Here is a 15,375-nt window from a genome sequence, read left to right as displayed (position 1 = left end):
GGGTGCTGTGCGGGACTTTCACCACCCCCCTAGGGACGTGCCGGGCTGACCGGCCGGGCCGACCGTGATCCAGCACGTCCCGCCGTGCCCGACATCGCCCCTGACCTCGAAGCCGAGGGTGTCGCGGTAGAAGGCCAGGGCGGCGTCCGGGTCGTCGTGCGGAAGGAAGCTCGCGTGGATGGTGAGGTCCATGGCCCTCACGCTAGGGGCGGCGCCGCCCCGGCGCTTCTCGATTCCTGACCGGTACGGCCAGGGGTTGCGGGCTACTGGGCGGTGCCGGCCAGCAGCCAGCGTCGTACGGGGACTTCGAGCAGTACGCGGGGCTCGCCCGGCCGGTGTGGGGCGGAGACGTCCCAGTCGTACTTCGCGGCGAAGGCGTCCGTGATGTCCGCCGGGAACGGCACGCGACGGTGCACTACGGCATCCCCCTCGGCCACGATGGGGAACCGGCCGTCCTCCAGCGCCAGCGACACCCGCGCGTACCTCTCGATGTTGCGGACCTTGACCGAACCGCCGTCCGAGCCGATCCACCAACCGCCGCGCAGGAACACGAACCACACCGGGGTCACATGGGGAGAGCCGTCCGATCGTACGGTGCACAGCCAGACGTTCTTCTCCCGGGCCAGCCGCTCCCGTATGACGTCGGCGGGCTCGGAATCGCTCATTCGCCCGTCTCCGTGGGCTCCTCGTCGAAGCTGGCGAAATACGCCGCCGCCATGTCCTCGTCGGCGTGGCCCTGGACGGCGGCGCGGGCGAAGCGTTCGGCGCCGGCGGCGGCCACGGCGAGGCGTACGCCGTGCTGTTGTCCGGCCTCGACGATGAGGCGGGCGTCCTTGGCGGCGGTGGCCACGGCGAAGGAGGCCGGGGAGAGCCGGTCGTCCAGGATGAGGGCGGACTTGGCGCGCAGGTAGCCCATGTCGAGCGGGCCGCCGTCGATGGCCTCGAAGAAGGACCGCGGGTCCACGCCGAGGGCCTTGGACAGGGCCAGGGTCTCGCCGGCCGCGTTGGTGGCGGCGAGCACCCAGCTGTTGGCCACGAGCTTCAGCCGGGTGGCGGTGCCCGCCGCGCCGTCCTCGCCGGTCCAGACGGTACGGGCGCCCACGGCGTCGAAGACGGGCGTCACCGTCTCCCGCCCCGAGGCCGGTCCGGCGAGGGGGTGTTTTGAAAGCCCCGTGCGGTGCCCGCGCCCGCCGCGGGTGGGGGTCCCCCCGCTCGAGCGGAGCCGAGAGTGGGGGAGGCTGGTGTCACAGCCGGTGCGTGCCCTCGGCGTGCCGGACGAAGGCCCTCGATGGGGGTGCCCCCGGTCGAACGAAGTTGAGACTGGGGGAGGAGCTACTTGGGCCTTTGGCCGGGTGCGGCGGTGGGGGCCCCTCCCGCTCGAGCGAAGCCGAGAGTGGGGGAGCGTGCCGGGCGCCGCGGGTGCTGTGCGGGGCTTTCAAACCCCCTAGGACCGTCAACTGCCCCGCCTCCGCGGGCTGGCGGGTGCCGAGGACGGGGGAGTCGTAGAAGACGAGCCCGTGTTCGCGGGCCAGGGCGGCCAGTTCGGCGACGGCCTCGATGCCGACGGTGGTGGACTGCACCCACGCACCGCCGGAGCGCAGGGTGCGCAGACCGGGCGCCGCCTCGCGCATCACCTCCCGCACGGCGGCCCCGTCGTACAGCATGGTCAGCACCACATCGGCACCCCGCACCGCCTCGGCGGGCGTCTCGGCGATGTGCGCGCCGTCGGCGGCGAGCGGCTCGGCCTTGGCACGAGTACGGTTCCACGCCCGTACGAAGTGGCCGGCGCGAGCGAGGTTACGGGCCATCGCGGCACCCATGATGCCGGTGCCCAGGACACTTACGGTGAGCTTGAGCCTGTCGGTCATACCCCCACTCAACCAGCCGACCGCCCGTCGATGCCGCCGTTCGAACAGGACGCGTTGCCGGGCGGCGGGCATGCGGGGGCGGCGGTGCGGGAAGACCGGCGGAGCGGATACGACGGGCATGTTGATCGTCAAACATTGAGAGGCGAGCGGTCGGCGCCTCCCCGACCCCTACCTCCGCCACCTCCAGGACCACCAGGTCGCCTCCGTCCACCCGGTCGTCCGCGTCCACCCGCCGGGGAGCCGCCCGTCGGTGTGGACGGGACCCCGTCGACGTCGCTGGTGGGCGCGCCGCTGCACGAGAGCGAGCGGTGACGGCCTGTCTATCCGACCCGTACCGACTTCCTCACCGTGACCTGGTCGATGTCCGTCGTACGGACCGTGAGGTTCATCGTCCAGGTGCCGGGCAGCGGGAGTTGGAGGGTGTCCGTGGCCCAGTAGCCGCCCCGGTTCTCCAGCTTCGCGTCGATCGGGCCGACCTTCTGCGCCCGGAGGGTGAACGTGAGGCGCAGTTCGGGGACGGTCGCGATGCCGTCGTCGGGGCCGAAGACCACGGCCTGCACGGAGTTCTGGCCGACGCGGCCCGGCCCGAGGTCGATCTGGACCTTGCCCTGACCGTTCGGGGTGCCGACGTCGAAGGGGACCGTGGTCGAGGACGCCGTGACCTCTCCGGGCGCGGCCGCGCCCCCGGCCTCCTTCGCGCTCTCCGCCGCGGCCCGGCCCGGCAGGGTGCCCGTCAACGCCGTGGTGATCACGAGGATCACCACGGCGATGGTGAACTCCGCGAGGACGGAACGCCGGAGGGACTGGCGGTGGTCGTTGCCGTGGCCGTCGGAGGACGAGGACGAGTCGTCGGGACCGTCCACAGCGTCCGCGGCGGCGACCGAGCCGCCACCGGCACCGTCCTCCTCCTTGACCAGGGCCACCGCCCCCACCGGCTGAGGCACCCGCTCCTCCGCCACCACCACCGACGGCTCGGCCCCCAACCGCCCCGTCCACCGCCGCGAGAACCAGGCCGCCACCAGCAACAACACCACGGCGCCCAGCTTGGCGACGAGGATCTGCCCGTACGCCGTGGTGCTGAAGGCGGCCCAGGAGCCGAGGCCGCGCCAGGACTGGTAGACGCCGGTGACGACGAGGACGACGACCGAGGCGAAGGCGAGCCGGGAGAAGCGGGTGACCACGGTGGCCGACAGGGACTCGGGGGCCCGGTACAACACCGTGAGCAGGGCCGTCAGTCCGCCCAGCCAGACGGCCATGGCGAGCAGGTGCAGCACGGACGAGGTCATCGCCACCGGCACCTGGACACCGGCGGACGCGTGCTCGGCGGCCGCCCAGGTGCCGGCCAGCCCGAGGGAGAGCAGGACCCCGCCGACGCGCGCGCCCTTCCCCCACGCCCCGTCCCGGCCCCGCACACGGACGAGGAGGACCCCGACCGCCGCGAGCAGCGCCAGCCGCGCCAGCAGGGCGAGGCCCGGCCTGGTCGTCGCCGTGTCGCTCAGGACGGACGGGTCGAGGGCGGCCCCGATGCCGCTGCCCCGCTCGTACGGGCCGCGGAGCAGCAACAGGGCCGCCGAGGCCAGCAGCAGCGCCAGCCAGCCCGCCAGGAGCAGCTTGCGCAGCGCCTCGTACGCCCGGCCGAGTACCGCCGTCGTGAAGACGGTCACACCGATGAGCAGGGCGAGGGCGCCGTACGCGAAGTAGCGGGTGATGTCGTAGAGGGAGGAGGTGAGCGGGTCCTCGGTGAGGCCGGTGGGGAGGTTGGCGGAGGTCGCCGTGGGTTCGCCGATGGAGAAGATCAGCGCGCCGGAGATGGGGTGGCTGTCGGCCGAGACGACCCGCCAGGCGATCGTGTACGTGCCGTCGTCGAGGCCCGTCGGGAGGCTGACCCGGGCCGTGTCGGAACGGTCGCCCGAGCGCCCCGGCTTTGCCGTCTCGACCGCGCGGTTCTCCGGGTCGATGACGCGGATGGAGTCGTCGAGGAGGCTTACCGACTCGGTGAAGGTGAGGGTGACGTCCCGGGGAGCGGAGTCGAGGACGCTTCCGTCGGCGGGGTCGCTGCCCGTGAGCGCTGCGTGCGCGGACGCGGGCCCCGCCCCGCCGAGGAGGAACAGGACCAGCACGGTGCCCAGCAGCACCAGGCGCTGAACCCCTCGGCATCCGGCGCCGGAACGTCCGTACCTGCCGCTGACGTACCTGCCGCTGACGTACCTACCGCCGGCCTCGATGTTCCCGCCGGTTCCGCCATGTCGCTGTTCGCCCCTGTCGCTGCGTCGGCCCACGTCGCGCTCCGGATCCACTGGTGCCCGCTCTCGGATTCCTCGATTAGGTACGCGTGTCACCAACGTCGCGTTCATCCCCGGCCCAGACCCTCCCGACGGGCTCCGGGTCACTCCCTCCCCAGCTCCGCGATCAGCGCGGCCCGTTCCGGATACCGCGCGGCCAGCTCCCCGGGGTCCCCGTGCTCGTACCCCTCGAAGGTGAACCCGGGCGCCATCGTGCACCCGAACAGCGTCCATGCCCCGGCCCCGCCGAGGACCCGCGCCCCCATCCAGGTCCCGGCGGGCACGACGTACTGCACGTACTGCCCGCCGACCACATCCGTCCCGAGGACGACGACCCGCGACGAGCCGTCGGGGTGCAGGAGCAGCATCTGGAGGGGATCGCCGAGGTAGAAGTGCCAGATCTCGTCATCGGGGAGCCGGTGCAGCGCCGAGTAGTCGCCCGGCTCGGTCGTGAGCAGGGCGACGATCGCGGTCCCCTCGGGCCGCCCGTCGCCCCGCTTCGCCCCCGCCCACGTCTGACGGAAACGACCGCCCTCCCGCGGAATGGGCTCCAACGCGTAGTGGGAGACGAGCTCTTCAGGAGTCACGCGCCCAGGCTACGTGAGCACATCCTCCCGTCTCAGGAACGCCAACTGGGCCCGCTTCTCCGGCAGATACACATCCGGCAGATCGATCTCCGGCAGCACGACGACCGGCCCCCGCTCGAACCCCTGCCGCATGAACCGCGTGATCGCCTTCTCGTTCCGCACGTCCGGATCGACGACCACCCGCCGCCGGTCCAGCCCGACCAGCACGTACGACGTGAAGGCCGCCAGAACCGAGGCCGACCAACCCGGCCGGCCGCCGCCCCGCCCGGCCGGCGCCAGCAGCACATGCACCCCGATGTCCCCGGGCATGACCTCGTAGCACTCGCTGACCCGGTCCGCCTCCGGCTCGTACGTCTGCAACAGCCCGATGGGCTCACCCTCGTGCACGGCGAGGTAGGCGTGGTGGGTGTCGAGGGTGGCGAGATGGGCGTAGATCTCCTGGACCTGCTCCTTGGTGAGCCCGTTCATGCCCCAGAACTCGGCACGCGGTTCACTCACCCACCCGTGCACCACCTCGGCGTCGGCCTCCGGCTCCAACGGCAGGATCCGTACAGCCCCGAAGCCGTCGATCACCTCCTCGTGCACGGCCATGCGGTCGCCGTACGGCACCACGGCCGTCTCACTCGTCATCAGTGCTCTCCTTCTTCAGCAGATCCCAATCAGTGACAACCGGTACGAGGTCGCCCTTGAGCCACAGGGGGAGTTGATCGCGGTGATGGGCCGACCCGGCCACCCCCGACGCCCCGAACGGCACCACCCAGAGGCTGTCCTCGCGCCGGGCCAGGTCCCAGACGTAACGGGCGGCGGGCCCGCGCGCGCTGAGGTCGGTGAGGCCGGGGACGGCGGAGGTGCAGAGCACACAGTCGTGATCACCGGCCAGCCCCGGCTGCTCGGCCGGCACATCGCCCTCGACCGCGCGCCACGCCACAAGCCGATGGCTGTCACCCCACCGCCCGGACTCGGCCGCCCCGGCGGCCTCCTCCAGCGCCTCCCGCAGGATCGCCGTACGGTCGACGCCGTACAACTCCTCCGCCCTGAGCAGGTGTTCGAGCGCGAAGCCGATCCGGACGGTGAGCGAGAGCCACGGCCGGAAGACCTCCGGGTACGCCGGCGGCACGGCCAGCGCCGCGAAGGCGGGCTGCGCCGCGAGCCGCCGTACGACCGCCCCGCGCACCGCCGCGTACGCCGCCGCCTCGACGCTGTCGGCCGCCATCCGCCGGTCCCAGCGCAGCAGCCGTTCGCGGAGGTCGGCCGCGGCCGGAGTGAGCGTGCCGGGCTCGTCGCCCAGGTGGTCCAGCAGCGGCCCGGCGGAGGCCAGATGGGTGTCCATGTGGAGGGCGGGCATGTCCGGCGCCGACCACACCGGCTTCTCGTCCAGCAGCTCCCGGATGCGCTCGGCCCGGTGCGGCGGGGCGAACTCCACACCCAGCGGTGTCGCCGGGCCCCGCTGGTTCGCCATGACGGCGACGCCGTCCTCGAACGTGCCGTACGGCGTCTCGTGCCACCCCCGCCACTCGTGCCCCGGCTCCCAGGCGGCGACGATCCGCGTCCGGTTGTCCGCGCTCCGCACCGGCACCCGGCCCGCCACCCGATGCAGCACCCCGCCCCAGGTGTCCGCCGCCTGGACGACGTTCACGGGCTCGGCCCACCGGTCGAGCGCCCGGTCCACGTCCCCGACTTCACGTGCCCGGAGGAGGGGGAGCAGCGCGCTCAGCCCGAGGTCCTCGGTGGCGCGGGGCGGATAACGGAGGCTGATGGGACCGGGATCGGCGCCGGAATCGGCATCGAGATCGACTCCCCCGATGACGACCGGCCCGCGCTCGGTCTCGATCACCTCCACCTCGACCGGCTCACCGCCCGCGACCTCGACGACCTCCACATGCCGGTGCACGGGCCGCCACCGCCCGTCCGGACCTAGCGCCTCGACGGAGTCAGGGGAATCAGGGGAGTCAGGAGCGCCGGGCACCCGCCGCAGCCGCTCCCGGTAGAGGTCCTGGTAGTCGGCCATGGCGTTGGTGATCGCCCACGCCACGTGTCCCGTGTGGCCGAAGTGGGCGATGCCGGGCATGCCCGGGACGGCGAGGCCGACGACGTCGAACTCGGGGCAGGAGAGGCGGATCTGCTGATACACCCCGGGGTCCTCGATGAACCGGTGCGGATCACCGGCGATGACGGCCCGCCCGGTCGTCGTACGGGCCCCGTCGACCAACCAGCCGTTGCTGCCGGAGGTGGCGGGCCCGTCGGTGGCGAAGAGCCCGACCGCGTCGGCGCCGAGGTGCCGTACGACCTCCTCGCGCCAGAGCTTGGCGGGGAACCCGGCGAACAGGATGTGCGTGGCGAGCCAGACCCCGAGCGGATGCCAGGCCTCCCAGCGCCCGGGCGCGAGCCCGACCCGCTCGAACTCGGGCGCGCGCCGGGCCCCTTCCACCAGCCCCTCGTTCACGCCCTCGACGTACGCACGAACCCAGTCGGCGGTCTCCGGGTCCGTTCTCTCCAGCCGGGCGAAGCATCTTCGGCCGGTGTCGTCGAGGCGGGCCCGTCTCGCGAACATGTCCCAGGCGACGGCGTCGGTGCCGAGGAACGCCGCCGAGGCGCCCTGCACCCGATGCCGTTCGACCTCCAGCTGCCAGGCCCGGTCGAGCGCGGTGACCCGCCCCTGCGCCCGGGCCAGCTCGTGGACACCGGCGGCACGGAGATGAGGGATGCCCCAGGCATCGCGATACGTCCCGTACGACGCATGCGTCTCATACGCCTCGTACGCCTCACTATCGCCGTGGCTCAAACTGTTCGCCTGTACGTACCCCTGCGTACCGCCGGTTTCCCGCATCCCTGTATCCCACCTGTGATTTAGGTTAGCCTCACCTAAGCAATCTGGGATCAAAGCGTACGTGAAGGGTGCAGAAGCCATGGGGCAGGGGCACGGGTGGGAGGGAGCGGTCCTCAAACTGCTCCGCGCGAAGGACTTCGTCTTCACCGTCACCGGCACAGAACAAGTCACCGAGCACTACCGCCGGGTGCACCTCACCGACGGCGGCATGCTCGCGGTGGCCGGCGTCCACCCGACGATGTGGGTACGGCTCTGGTTCGAGGCCGCCGGCAAGCCGCACCAGCGGGCGTACACCCTCGTCGACCCCGACCCGGCCGCCGGGACCTTCAGCCTGGAGTTCGCCCTCCACGAGGGCCGCGCCGGCGACTGGGCGCGCTCGGCGAAGCCCGGGGACACCATCGAGGCCACGGTCCACGGCACGGGCTTCACCGACCCGGACCCGGCCCCCTCCCACATCCTGGCCATCGGCGACCCGGCCTCGCTCCCGGCGATCAACTCCCTGCTGGGCGCGCTGGGTTCGGCCCCGGCGACGATCTGGTTCGAGACCCCGGAGGAGGACGGGGAGGCCGGGGACAGCGGGGCGGCCGGCCTCCCGCTGCGCCTGGACCCGACCCACCACGAACTCCGCCCGGTCCCACGCCAGAACGCCGGCGCCCACCTCCTCACCCAGGTGAAGACGGACGCGCCGACGCTGCTGAGCAAGACCCCCGACCCGTACGTCTGGATCGCCTGCGACACCGCCACGACCCGCTCCCTGACGTCGTACTTCCGCAAGGAACTGGGCGTGCCGAAGCAACGGATGCACGCGCTGGGCTACTGGCGGCCGTAGGGGCCGGGCTGCGCCGCGCCGCCGGGCACGCGATCATCGGAGCATGAACGTCACCCTTCACCTCGCCCAGGACCCCGAGGCGGACGAACTCCTCGGGCGCAGTCCGCTCGCCGCGCTGGTCGGCATGCTGCTGGACCAGCAGGTGCCGATGGAGTGGGCGTTCAAGGGCCCCCGGACCATCGCCGACCGGCTCGGCTCGGACGACCTCGACGCCCACGAGATCGCCGCGCTGGACCCGGAGGCCTTCGTAGCGGTGCTGTCGACCAAGCCCGCCGTGCACCGCTACCCCGGCTCCATGGCCAAGCGGATCCAGCAGCTGTGCCAGTACCTCGTCGAGCACCACGACGGCGACGCGAGCGCGCTCTGGCGGGACGTGACGACCGGCAAGGACCTCCTGGCCCGCCTGGAGGCCCTCCCCGGCTTCGGCCGCCAGAAGGCCCAGATCTTCCTCGCCCTCCTCGGCAAACAACTCGGCGTCCACCCCGAGGGCTGGCGCGAGGCCGCGGGCGCCTACGGCGAACCCGACTCCTTCCGCTCCGTCGCCGACATCAAGGGCCCCGAGTCCCTGGCCAAGGTCCGCGCCCACAAGCAGGAGATGAAGGCGGCGGCGAAGGCGGCGAAGGCCTCCGGCAAGTAGTCGTACGGCACCGGCGCGGCCGTACGCCGTGTGAGCGGATCTCACGGCCCCGGCGATGCGGCCCGCCCCCGCACCGGGGAAACAACCCCCGTGAGCACCACCCCGACCCGAACGTGCGCCTGGTCCTGGACCTGGACCAGGGTGCTCGCCCTGGCCTTCGCCCTGCTGGTCCCCGGCGCCCACGGCACGGCCCACGCGGGCCTCGCGGTCACGGTGTCGAGCGAGTCGGCCGCCGCCGAGTACGACCTCGTCGAGACGGCCCCGCGGCCCTCGTCCCGCCCCACCCACCGGCCGTCCGCGACGACCCGCCCGGCCCCCGTCACGTCCCCTTCGCACCCGCCCGCCGCGAGGCTCCGCTTCCCCGCACCGCCCCGTCCCCCGGCGTCACCCCCGTACACCCCGCACATCCTGCGCTCCGTGGTCCTGCGCTGCTGAGAGCCCTCCGGCTCACGCCACCCACCGAAACAGCACGTGAGAACCCCGAGAACACAGGACAGGAAACAGGCATGCCCGGCGACCCGTACACGGTCCTGCGCGCCCTCCTCCGCGCGGAGGCCGCCCGCAGCACCCCCAAACCGAACCCCGACCGAACCACCGACCCCAAGCACGACCCGAGGAGCGCCGACCACCAGCCCCCGAAGTCCCCGCAAGACGACTGACCACGGCAACGCCCTGGAACCCACTCGACTCCAGGGCGTTCCCCATCCCCCGCCTCTGCCCGTTCCCCGCGAGTTCGCGCCCCTGATGGCTTGTTTCCGACCCCTGTTCACGCTTCGGATCGCACCCCACGCCTGGGCGGGACCCGGCCCGACGGCTCCTCACGGCCATCCGTCGAGGGGTCACGGCCGCCACCGAAGTCCGCGAAATTACCGGTTCGCCCTGATTCACGGCACCTTTTCCGGGGTCACACTCCGTCGCCATGGCTGCGCCCGGAACGTCTCGACCGGTAGGCTTTCCGTGTGATCTTCAAGCGCATCGGAAACGGCCGGCCGTACCCCGACCACGGCCGGGAAAGCACCCGGCAGTGGGCGGACGTCGCGCCGCGCCCGGTCCGCCTCGATCAGCTCGTGACGACCAAGGGGCAGCTGGACCTGGAGACCCTCCTCGCCGAGGACTCCACCTTCTACGGCGACCTCTTCGCGCACGTGGTGAAGTGGCAGGGCGACCTGTACCTGGAGGACGGCCTCCACCGCGCCGTACGCGCCGCCCTCCAGCAACGCCAGGTGCTCCACGCCCGCGTCCTGGAACTGGACTAGGCGCCGGGCCCAGCCCCAGAGCCCTCCAAGGCCACCCCAAGGCCCCAGGGCCCCCGCCGGTTGGCCCTTTCGGGTTGGACTGCAGCGCGGCCGTTGATCATCTAGTAGGAATCGCCGCCCGACGGCACTACGCTGCGCCCATGAGCATGCTGACTCCTCCCGGCATGGGCGGCCAGTACCGGATCACGGGGGACAAGTACCCGCGGCTGCGCCGACCGAAGAGGCGCCGCAGGCTCGTGCTCGCGGTCATCGCCTCCGCGACCGCGCTGGGCCTCGTCGGCTGGGGAACACTGCAGCTCATCGACGTGTTCACCGGCAACGACAAGGCGACCGCGGCCGGCCCCAAGACCGACTGCGCGTCCGGGGTGAGCCCCTCGCCCACGACGTCCGAGGCGTCGAAGCCATCCGACAAGTCGGCGTCGAAGTCATCCGAGGCATCCGACGCATCCGACGCATCCGGGAAGCCCTTCCCCGAGCCCGGCCGGATCACCGTCAACGTCCTCAACGCCACGCCCCGCGCCGGTCTCGCCAAGGACACCGCCGACGAGCTGAAGAAGCGCGGCTTCCGCATCGGCAACGTGGGCAACGCGACCGAGGAGTACGACAAGAAGGTCAAGGGCACGGCGATACTGCTCGGCGCGAAGGCCGCCGAGAAGACGGCCCTGCCCGTCCTCAACACCCAGCTCGTCGGCGCCCAGCTGAAGACCGACGGGCGCGCGAAGGCCACCGAGGTCGACCTCATCATCGGCACCGGCTTCAAGTCCCTCAGCAAGCAGAAGGACGCCGCCAAGGCCCTGGCCGACCTGACCAGCCCCGAGCCGACGTCCACCGCCACGAAGACCTGCTGAGCCGGGCCCGTAAGGGATGACCCGTGTGAAGGGCTGGTTACTCGGCAGCCCCGTACAGCCGGTCCCCCGCGTCCCCCAGGCCCGGCACGATGTAGCCGTGCTCGTTCAGGCGCTCGTCGACCGCGGCGGTCACGACCGTCACCGGGGTGCCCGCCAGCTCGCGCTCCATGACCTCGACGCCCTCGGGGGCGGCGAGGAGCACCACGGCCGTCACGTCGTCCGCACCGCGCGCGATCAGCTCACGGATCGCGGCGACGAGAGTGCCACCGGTGGCGAGCATGGGGTCGAGGACGTACACCTGACGCCCGGAGAGGTCCTCCGGCATGCGCGTGGCGTACGTGGACGCCTCGAGCGTCTCCTCGTTACGGATCATGCCCAGGAAGCCCACCTCGGCGGTCGGCAGCAGCCGGACCATGCCGTCGAGCATGCCGAGGCCGGCCCGCAGGATCGGCACGACCAGCGGGCGCGGGTGGGAGAGCTTGACGCCGGTCGTCGACGCCACCGGCGTCGTGATGTCGACCTGTTCGGTGCGCACGTCGCGCGTGGCCTCGTAGGCGAGCAGGGTGACCAGCTCGTCGGCGAGACGACGGAAGGTCGGGGAGTCGGTGCGCTGGTCGCGCAGCGCGGTGAGCTTGTGGGCGACCAGAGGGTGGTCGACGACGTGAAGACGCATGACCACAACAGTAACCGTGGCAACAGCGGCGGACTCCCCGTCCCCGGCTGGTGGTCCACCCCGGCAAGCGGGATCCACACGGTTCACCCGCCCGGGGGCATCAAACCCCCCGCCGGAGGGAAAGTGGGAGGAATGTAGCGGGGTGGTGAGCCGATGCCGGACGGTGGTGAGCCCATGGCAGACGTGGACGACAGGTCGCCGCGACAGCAGGGGGACGACGACAGGGGGACGGCCCCGGAGCCGGGCCAGGGGACGGGGCGGGAAACAGCAGGCCGAGGGGCGGGCCAAGAGGTATGCCAGAGGGTGGGCCCGAAGACACGCCCGGAGACGGGCCGCGAGATCAGCCGGGAAACCGACCGCGAGACCAGTCGCGCAACCGACCGCGAGACCGACCAGAGCAGCGACGCCGCGCGCAGGCGCCGTCGGGCGCAGTTTCTGCGGGAACTGACCGAGGCGCGGGAGCTGCGGGACCGGGTCCAGCCGCGCCGCGCCAAGGCCGCCCGGCTCCGGCACGCCATGCGCATGCGTACCTTCCGCTGGTAGCCGCAGGCACCCAAAGCCCTCCTTCTCCCCGCCCGTAGGGACGTACACGCGCCGCTCACGGGGTGGCCGTGCATGTACGGCGAGGAACTCCGCGTACGATCCGCTGGTGGCGGCAACAGGTGCGCAGGTGAACGGCGGCCCGACCGGCGATCAATTCGGCCGGACACAGGGAGCCGAAGACGTCCCCTGGGCGCTCTGTTTCTGCCACGATTCCGAGTGGGTGGGGCTCGGAGCACAGCACTCCCCGCCCAGCAACCTCCGCCGGGGGGACCCCCAACCGGCACGCCTATGACCAGTGGGAGAGTCACGGTGTACTTCGCCGCACTGCTCGCGCGCACCGAAGACGGGTGGGAAGCGAGCGACACAGAGCTCGACGATGTGGAGACCCTGTCGGATCTGGCCGACCTGGCCCGTGAAGCCTCGCCCGACGACGACACGGTGCTGGTGCTCATCGAGCAGGAGGACGCCTGGTTCGGCGTCGTCCGCATCGATGGCGAGGACGACCCTCGTATCTACGTGTCGGACGCCGCCGCCGCTGCCCGCAGCAGCTACGGCGAAATCCTGCTCACCGACGAACTGCTCGGAAGGGAGCCCGGCGACGACGACCCCGACCTGGACTCCCTCGACCTCGACGGCACGGAGGACGGTGAGCCGGCCGACGACGATGAAGACGACGGCGGCGGCACTGCCGCCGAGGCCGTGCCGCACAGCCCGGTCGGCGACAGCGAGATCCTCGACGACCTGGGCGTGACCGAGAAGGAGCTCCGCGCCCTCGACGCGGACGACGCCCTCAACTCGATCGCCGAGGCCCTCGGAGCCTCGGAGGTCCTGGAGACGGTCCGCTAGGGCAACCCACCACCCGGCGCCAGCCGGGTGGCATCGGTCATCAGCTAGGTTCCCGGAGTGACCGAATCAACCGACGCAGAGCCACCGGGCCCCGATCGGGGCCCCGATCCGGTACGCGACCGCTGGCGGGACGCGATGCGGCTCGCCCTGGACGAGGCCGGGCGGGCCGCCGCGGGCGGTGACGTGCCGGTCGGCGCGGTCGTCCTGTCCCCGGACGGCCGGGCCGTCCTCGCCACCGGGCACAACGAGCGCGAGGCCACCGGCGATCCGACGGCCCACGCGGAGGTAGTGGCCATTCGCCGGGCGGCGGAAGAACTCGGCGAGTGGCGGCTGACCGGCTGCACCCTGGTCGTCACCCTCGAACCCTGCACGATGTGCGCGGGCACGATCACACAGTCCCGGGTCGACCGGGTCGTCTACGGCGCCCGCGACGAGAAGGCCGGCGCGGTCGGCTCCCTCTGGGACGTCGTACGCGACCGCCGCCTCAACCACCGCCCCGAGGTGATCGAGGGCGTCCTCGCCGACGAATGCGCCCGCCTCCTCACGGACTTCTTCCGCCTCCGCTGACACCCCTTCGGCACCGCCCGCGGACCCCGGCGAATACCGATTTCAAACCACGCCCCACCTTGCTGTAATGTCTCCCTCGGTAGCGTGTCCGAGCGGCCGAAGGAGCTCGCCTCGAAAGCGAGTGTGGCGCAAGTCACCGAGGGTTCAAATCCCTCCGCTACCGCAGATAGAAGAGGCGCACGGTTCATCGAACCGGGCGCCTCTTCTGCTTCCGTCTCAGATCCGTCCGGGATCAGTAGTACGTGATGTCCCAGTGGTTCGCCCAGTTCTCGTCGGCGTAGTCGATGACCGTCTTGCCGCCGGAGGTCACGCGCCACACCCACGCGCCGTCCTTGCGCTTGTGGTGCTTCTTGGAGTGCTTGTGGATGTAGTTGGTGACGCACGAGGTGCGGGGAACGTCGACCTTGTAGCCGTTCCAGTGGCTGTAGGTGCCACTGGCGTGACCGACCTCCGTGCCGCCGGTGATGACGATCTTGCAACCGCTCTTCTTCTTCAGGGCGATGACACCGTTGACGGTGCCGACCCGGATGCCCTGCAGGCTCGTGCAGTTCTTGCGGTAACGGTCGATGCAGTTGCCCGAGGACTTGCGGGTGATGCCGGCGGCCTTCAGCCGGGCCATGGCCTGGGCGTCGCTGAGCTTGCCGCCGCCGGGGTTGCCGCCCCCGCCGCCCCCGCCGCTGACCAGCCGGGACCAGGTGTTGGGGCCGACGATGCCGTCCGCGGAGAGCCCCTTGGCCTTCTGGAACGCCTTCACGTTCGAGGCCGTACCCGACCCGAACACACCGTCGACGGACACCTTGTAGCCGTTGTCGTTGAGCTGCCGCTGAAGCGCCTGAACAGCCGTCCCCTTGGAACCCTGCCGCACCGTCACGATGAGCTTCGCCCATGTCTTCGCCCCGACAACGCCATCCGCCGCGAGCTTCCTGGACTTCTGGAACGCCTTCACCTTCGCCGCCGTACCCGACCCGAACACACCGTCGGCCGAGACCTTGAACCCCCGGGCCGTCAGCAGCAGCTGGACGGTCGCCACATCCACACCCCGCTGACCCGACTTCACCACCGGCCACGACGCCTGAGCCGCGACACCGGCGGACTCGGCCGTCGGCTGGGCCGTGGCGGCCCCGGCCGGGGCGGTCGCCGTGACACCGGCCACGAGGGCGGCGGCGACGAGCGTGACGGAGGCGATGCGGCGGTTGTTCCGCTTGTGTGTTTCGGTACGCATGAGAAATGTTTCCCTTCCTGATGGAACCGCGTCCCCCGTTGGGCCGCGGGACTGGTGGGATCGCACCCTGAGACGAGTCGCGGGGTGGATCAGCCGGCGGTCAGAGCCACCCAGGTGTTGGGCCCGGCGACGCCGTCCACCGTGAGGCGCTTGGCCTTCTGGAAGGCCTTGACCTTCGCGGCCGTACCCGAACCGAACACACCGTCGGCCTTGACGGCGTAGCCGTTCGCGGTGAGCTGCCGCTGCACCGCCTGCACGGCCGCCCCCTTGGAGCCCGACCTCACCGTGACGACGAGCTCGGTCCAGGTGTCCGGCCCGACGACACCGTCGGCGGTGAGCCCCTTGGCCTTCTGGAACGCCTTCACCTTCGCCGCCGTACCCGACCCGAAG

General features: G+C 71.7%; 17 protein-coding genes, 1 tRNA gene and 3 pseudogenes. 10 read left to right on the top strand and 11 right to left on the bottom strand.

Annotated features, from left to right (window positions below):
* Window positions 1-33: 33 nt before the first annotated feature.
* The 8 genes and pseudogenes from F3T56_RS22010 to F3T56_RS21970 all read right to left on the bottom strand — a co-directional run.
* Window positions 34-192, bottom strand: a pseudogene (locus tag F3T56_RS22010) (VOC family protein); the annotation flags it as partial.
* A 71-nt stretch (window positions 193-263) separates the two neighbouring features.
* Window positions 264-665: a pyridoxamine 5'-phosphate oxidase family protein gene (locus F3T56_RS22005; protein ID WP_149826999.1), complete on the bottom strand. Its 402-nt coding sequence runs from the start codon at window positions 663-665 to the stop codon at window positions 264-266.
* Window positions 662-1,150, bottom strand: a pseudogene (locus F3T56_RS22000) (NAD-binding protein); the annotation flags it as partial. The pseudogene F3T56_RS22000 and the gene F3T56_RS22005, both read right to left, overlap by 4 nt.
* 295 nt (window positions 1,151-1,445) lie before the next feature.
* Window positions 1,446-1,868, bottom strand: a pseudogene (locus tag F3T56_RS21995) (NAD(P)-dependent oxidoreductase); the annotation flags it as partial.
* Window positions 1,869-2,188: 320 nt separating this feature from the next.
* The gene (locus F3T56_RS21985) at window positions 2,189-4,003 is read right to left on the bottom strand and encodes a copper resistance CopC/CopD family protein (protein WP_149826997.1); all 1,815 of its coding nucleotides are present in this window, start codon (window positions 4,001-4,003) and stop codon (window positions 2,189-2,191) included.
* Window positions 4,004-4,254: 251 nt separating this feature from the next.
* Window positions 4,255-4,737 (bottom strand): cupin domain-containing protein, encoded by a 483-nt coding sequence (locus F3T56_RS21980; RefSeq protein ID WP_149826995.1) that lies wholly within the window; start codon window positions 4,735-4,737, stop codon window positions 4,255-4,257.
* Between the two features lie 9 nt (window positions 4,738-4,746).
* The gene (locus F3T56_RS21975) at window positions 4,747-5,367 is read right to left on the bottom strand and encodes a GNAT family N-acetyltransferase (protein ID WP_149826993.1); all 621 of its coding nucleotides are present in this window, start codon (window positions 5,365-5,367) and stop codon (window positions 4,747-4,749) included.
* Window positions 5,357-7,564 (bottom strand): penicillin acylase family protein, encoded by a 2,208-nt coding sequence (locus F3T56_RS21970; RefSeq protein ID WP_149826991.1) that lies wholly within the window; start codon window positions 7,562-7,564, stop codon window positions 5,357-5,359. Before F3T56_RS21970 ends, F3T56_RS21975 begins: the two co-directional genes overlap by 11 nt.
* Window positions 7,565-7,643: 79 nt before the next feature.
* Here F3T56_RS21970 and F3T56_RS21965 point away from each other — a divergent pair, with 79 nt between their 5' ends.
* The 6 genes from F3T56_RS21965 to F3T56_RS21945 all read left to right on the top strand — a co-directional run bounded on the left by F3T56_RS21965 (window position 7,644) and on the right by F3T56_RS21945 (window position 11,134).
* Window positions 7,644-8,393 (top strand): siderophore-interacting protein, encoded by a 750-nt coding sequence (locus F3T56_RS21965; protein WP_149826989.1) that lies wholly within the window; start codon window positions 7,644-7,646, stop codon window positions 8,391-8,393.
* A 43-nt stretch (window positions 8,394-8,436) separates the two neighbouring features.
* Window positions 8,437-9,030, top strand: coding sequence for an HhH-GPD-type base excision DNA repair protein (locus F3T56_RS21960; protein ID WP_149826987.1), 594 nt, complete (start codon window positions 8,437-8,439; stop codon window positions 9,028-9,030).
* A gap of 90 nt (window positions 9,031-9,120) precedes the next feature.
* Entirely contained in the window at window positions 9,121-9,465 is a 345-nt protein-coding gene (locus tag F3T56_RS21955; RefSeq protein ID WP_246203748.1) for a hypothetical protein, read from the top strand.
* Window positions 9,466-9,536: 71 nt separating this feature from the next.
* Window positions 9,537-9,689, top strand: a complete 153-nt coding sequence (locus F3T56_RS46295) for a hypothetical protein (protein WP_172639067.1) — start codon at window positions 9,537-9,539, stop codon at window positions 9,687-9,689.
* 300 nt (window positions 9,690-9,989) lie between these two features.
* Window positions 9,990-10,286 (top strand): type II toxin-antitoxin system VapB family antitoxin, encoded by a 297-nt coding sequence (locus tag F3T56_RS21950; protein ID WP_003999914.1) that lies wholly within the window; start codon window positions 9,990-9,992, stop codon window positions 10,284-10,286.
* Between the two features lie 164 nt (window positions 10,287-10,450).
* Window positions 10,451-11,134 carry a LytR C-terminal domain-containing protein gene (locus F3T56_RS21945; protein WP_149827046.1) on the top strand — a complete coding sequence of 228 codons (684 nt, stop codon included), beginning with the start codon at window positions 10,451-10,453 and terminating at the stop codon, window positions 11,132-11,134.
* Between the two features lie 37 nt (window positions 11,135-11,171).
* Here F3T56_RS21945 and upp read toward each other — a convergent pair whose 3' ends face one another.
* Window positions 11,172-11,807, bottom strand: coding sequence for a uracil phosphoribosyltransferase (upp, locus tag F3T56_RS21940; RefSeq protein ID WP_149826985.1), 636 nt, complete (start codon window positions 11,805-11,807; stop codon window positions 11,172-11,174).
* A gap of 339 nt (window positions 11,808-12,146) precedes the next feature.
* Here upp and F3T56_RS21935 point away from each other — a divergent pair, with 339 nt between their 5' ends.
* From F3T56_RS21935 to F3T56_RS21920, 4 genes are all read left to right on the top strand, one after another.
* The gene (locus tag F3T56_RS21935; RefSeq protein WP_149827044.1) at window positions 12,147-12,350 is read left to right on the top strand and encodes a hypothetical protein; all 204 of its coding nucleotides are present in this window, start codon (window positions 12,147-12,149) and stop codon (window positions 12,348-12,350) included.
* A gap of 309 nt (window positions 12,351-12,659) precedes the next feature.
* Entirely contained in the window at window positions 12,660-13,196 is a 537-nt protein-coding gene (locus F3T56_RS21930; RefSeq protein WP_149827042.1) for a tRNA adenosine deaminase-associated protein, read from the top strand.
* A 135-nt stretch (window positions 13,197-13,331) separates the two neighbouring features.
* Window positions 13,332-13,763, top strand: coding sequence for a tRNA adenosine(34) deaminase TadA (gene tadA, locus F3T56_RS21925; protein WP_246203755.1), 432 nt, complete (start codon window positions 13,332-13,334; stop codon window positions 13,761-13,763).
* A 78-nt stretch (window positions 13,764-13,841) separates the two neighbouring features.
* A tRNA-Ser gene (locus F3T56_RS21920) sits at window positions 13,842-13,926 on the top strand.
* 69 nt (window positions 13,927-13,995) lie between these two features.
* On the opposite strand, the gene F3T56_RS21915 is transcribed toward F3T56_RS21920, so the two are convergent.
* Both F3T56_RS21915 and F3T56_RS47015 read right to left on the bottom strand, forming a co-directional pair.
* Window positions 13,996-14,985, bottom strand: a complete 990-nt coding sequence (locus F3T56_RS21915) for a peptidoglycan-binding domain-containing protein (RefSeq protein ID WP_149826981.1) — start codon at window positions 14,983-14,985, stop codon at window positions 13,996-13,998.
* An 89-nt stretch (window positions 14,986-15,074) separates the two neighbouring features.
* The coding region (locus F3T56_RS47015) for a peptidoglycan-binding domain-containing protein (protein WP_216372983.1) at window positions 15,075-15,375 on the bottom strand (301 nt) is incomplete at its 5' end.

The sequence above is a fragment of the Streptomyces tailanensis genome (assembly GCF_008386495.1).
GTDB classification, from domain to species: Bacteria; Actinomycetota; Actinomycetes; order Streptomycetales; family Streptomycetaceae; genus Streptomyces; species Streptomyces tailanensis.
This window is presented reverse-complemented; position numbering and strand designations above follow the sequence as displayed.

What these genes read in the sequence shown, in the direction of transcription:
- F3T56_RS21975 (WP_149826993.1), bottom strand. Translation starts at nt 5,367, where the DNA reads ATGACGAGTGAGACGGCCGTGGTGCCGTACGGCGACCGCATGGCCGTG.
- upp (WP_149826985.1), bottom strand. Translation starts at nt 11,807, where the DNA reads ATGCGTCTTCACGTCGTCGACCACCCTCTGGTCGCCCACAAGCTCACC.
- F3T56_RS21970 (WP_149826991.1), bottom strand. Translation starts at nt 7,564, where the DNA reads ATGCGGGAAACCGGCGGTACGCAGGGGTACGTACAGGCGAACAGTTTG.
- F3T56_RS21945 (WP_149827046.1), top strand. Translation starts at nt 10,451, where the DNA reads ATGGGCGGCCAGTACCGGATCACGGGGGACAAGTACCCGCGGCTGCGC.
- F3T56_RS22005 (WP_149826999.1), bottom strand. Translation starts at nt 665, where the DNA reads ATGAGCGATTCCGAGCCCGCCGACGTCATACGGGAGCGGCTGGCCCGG.
- F3T56_RS21965 (WP_149826989.1), top strand. Translation starts at nt 7,644, where the DNA reads ATGGGGCAGGGGCACGGGTGGGAGGGAGCGGTCCTCAAACTGCTCCGC.
- F3T56_RS46295 (WP_172639067.1), top strand. Translation starts at nt 9,537, where the DNA reads ATGCCCGGCGACCCGTACACGGTCCTGCGCGCCCTCCTCCGCGCGGAG.
- F3T56_RS21960 (WP_149826987.1), top strand. Translation starts at nt 8,437, where the DNA reads ATGAACGTCACCCTTCACCTCGCCCAGGACCCCGAGGCGGACGAACTC.
- tadA (WP_246203755.1), top strand. Translation starts at nt 13,332, where the DNA reads ATGCGGCTCGCCCTGGACGAGGCCGGGCGGGCCGCCGCGGGCGGTGAC.
- F3T56_RS21915 (WP_149826981.1), bottom strand. Translation starts at nt 14,985, where the DNA reads ATGCGTACCGAAACACACAAGCGGAACAACCGCCGCATCGCCTCCGTC.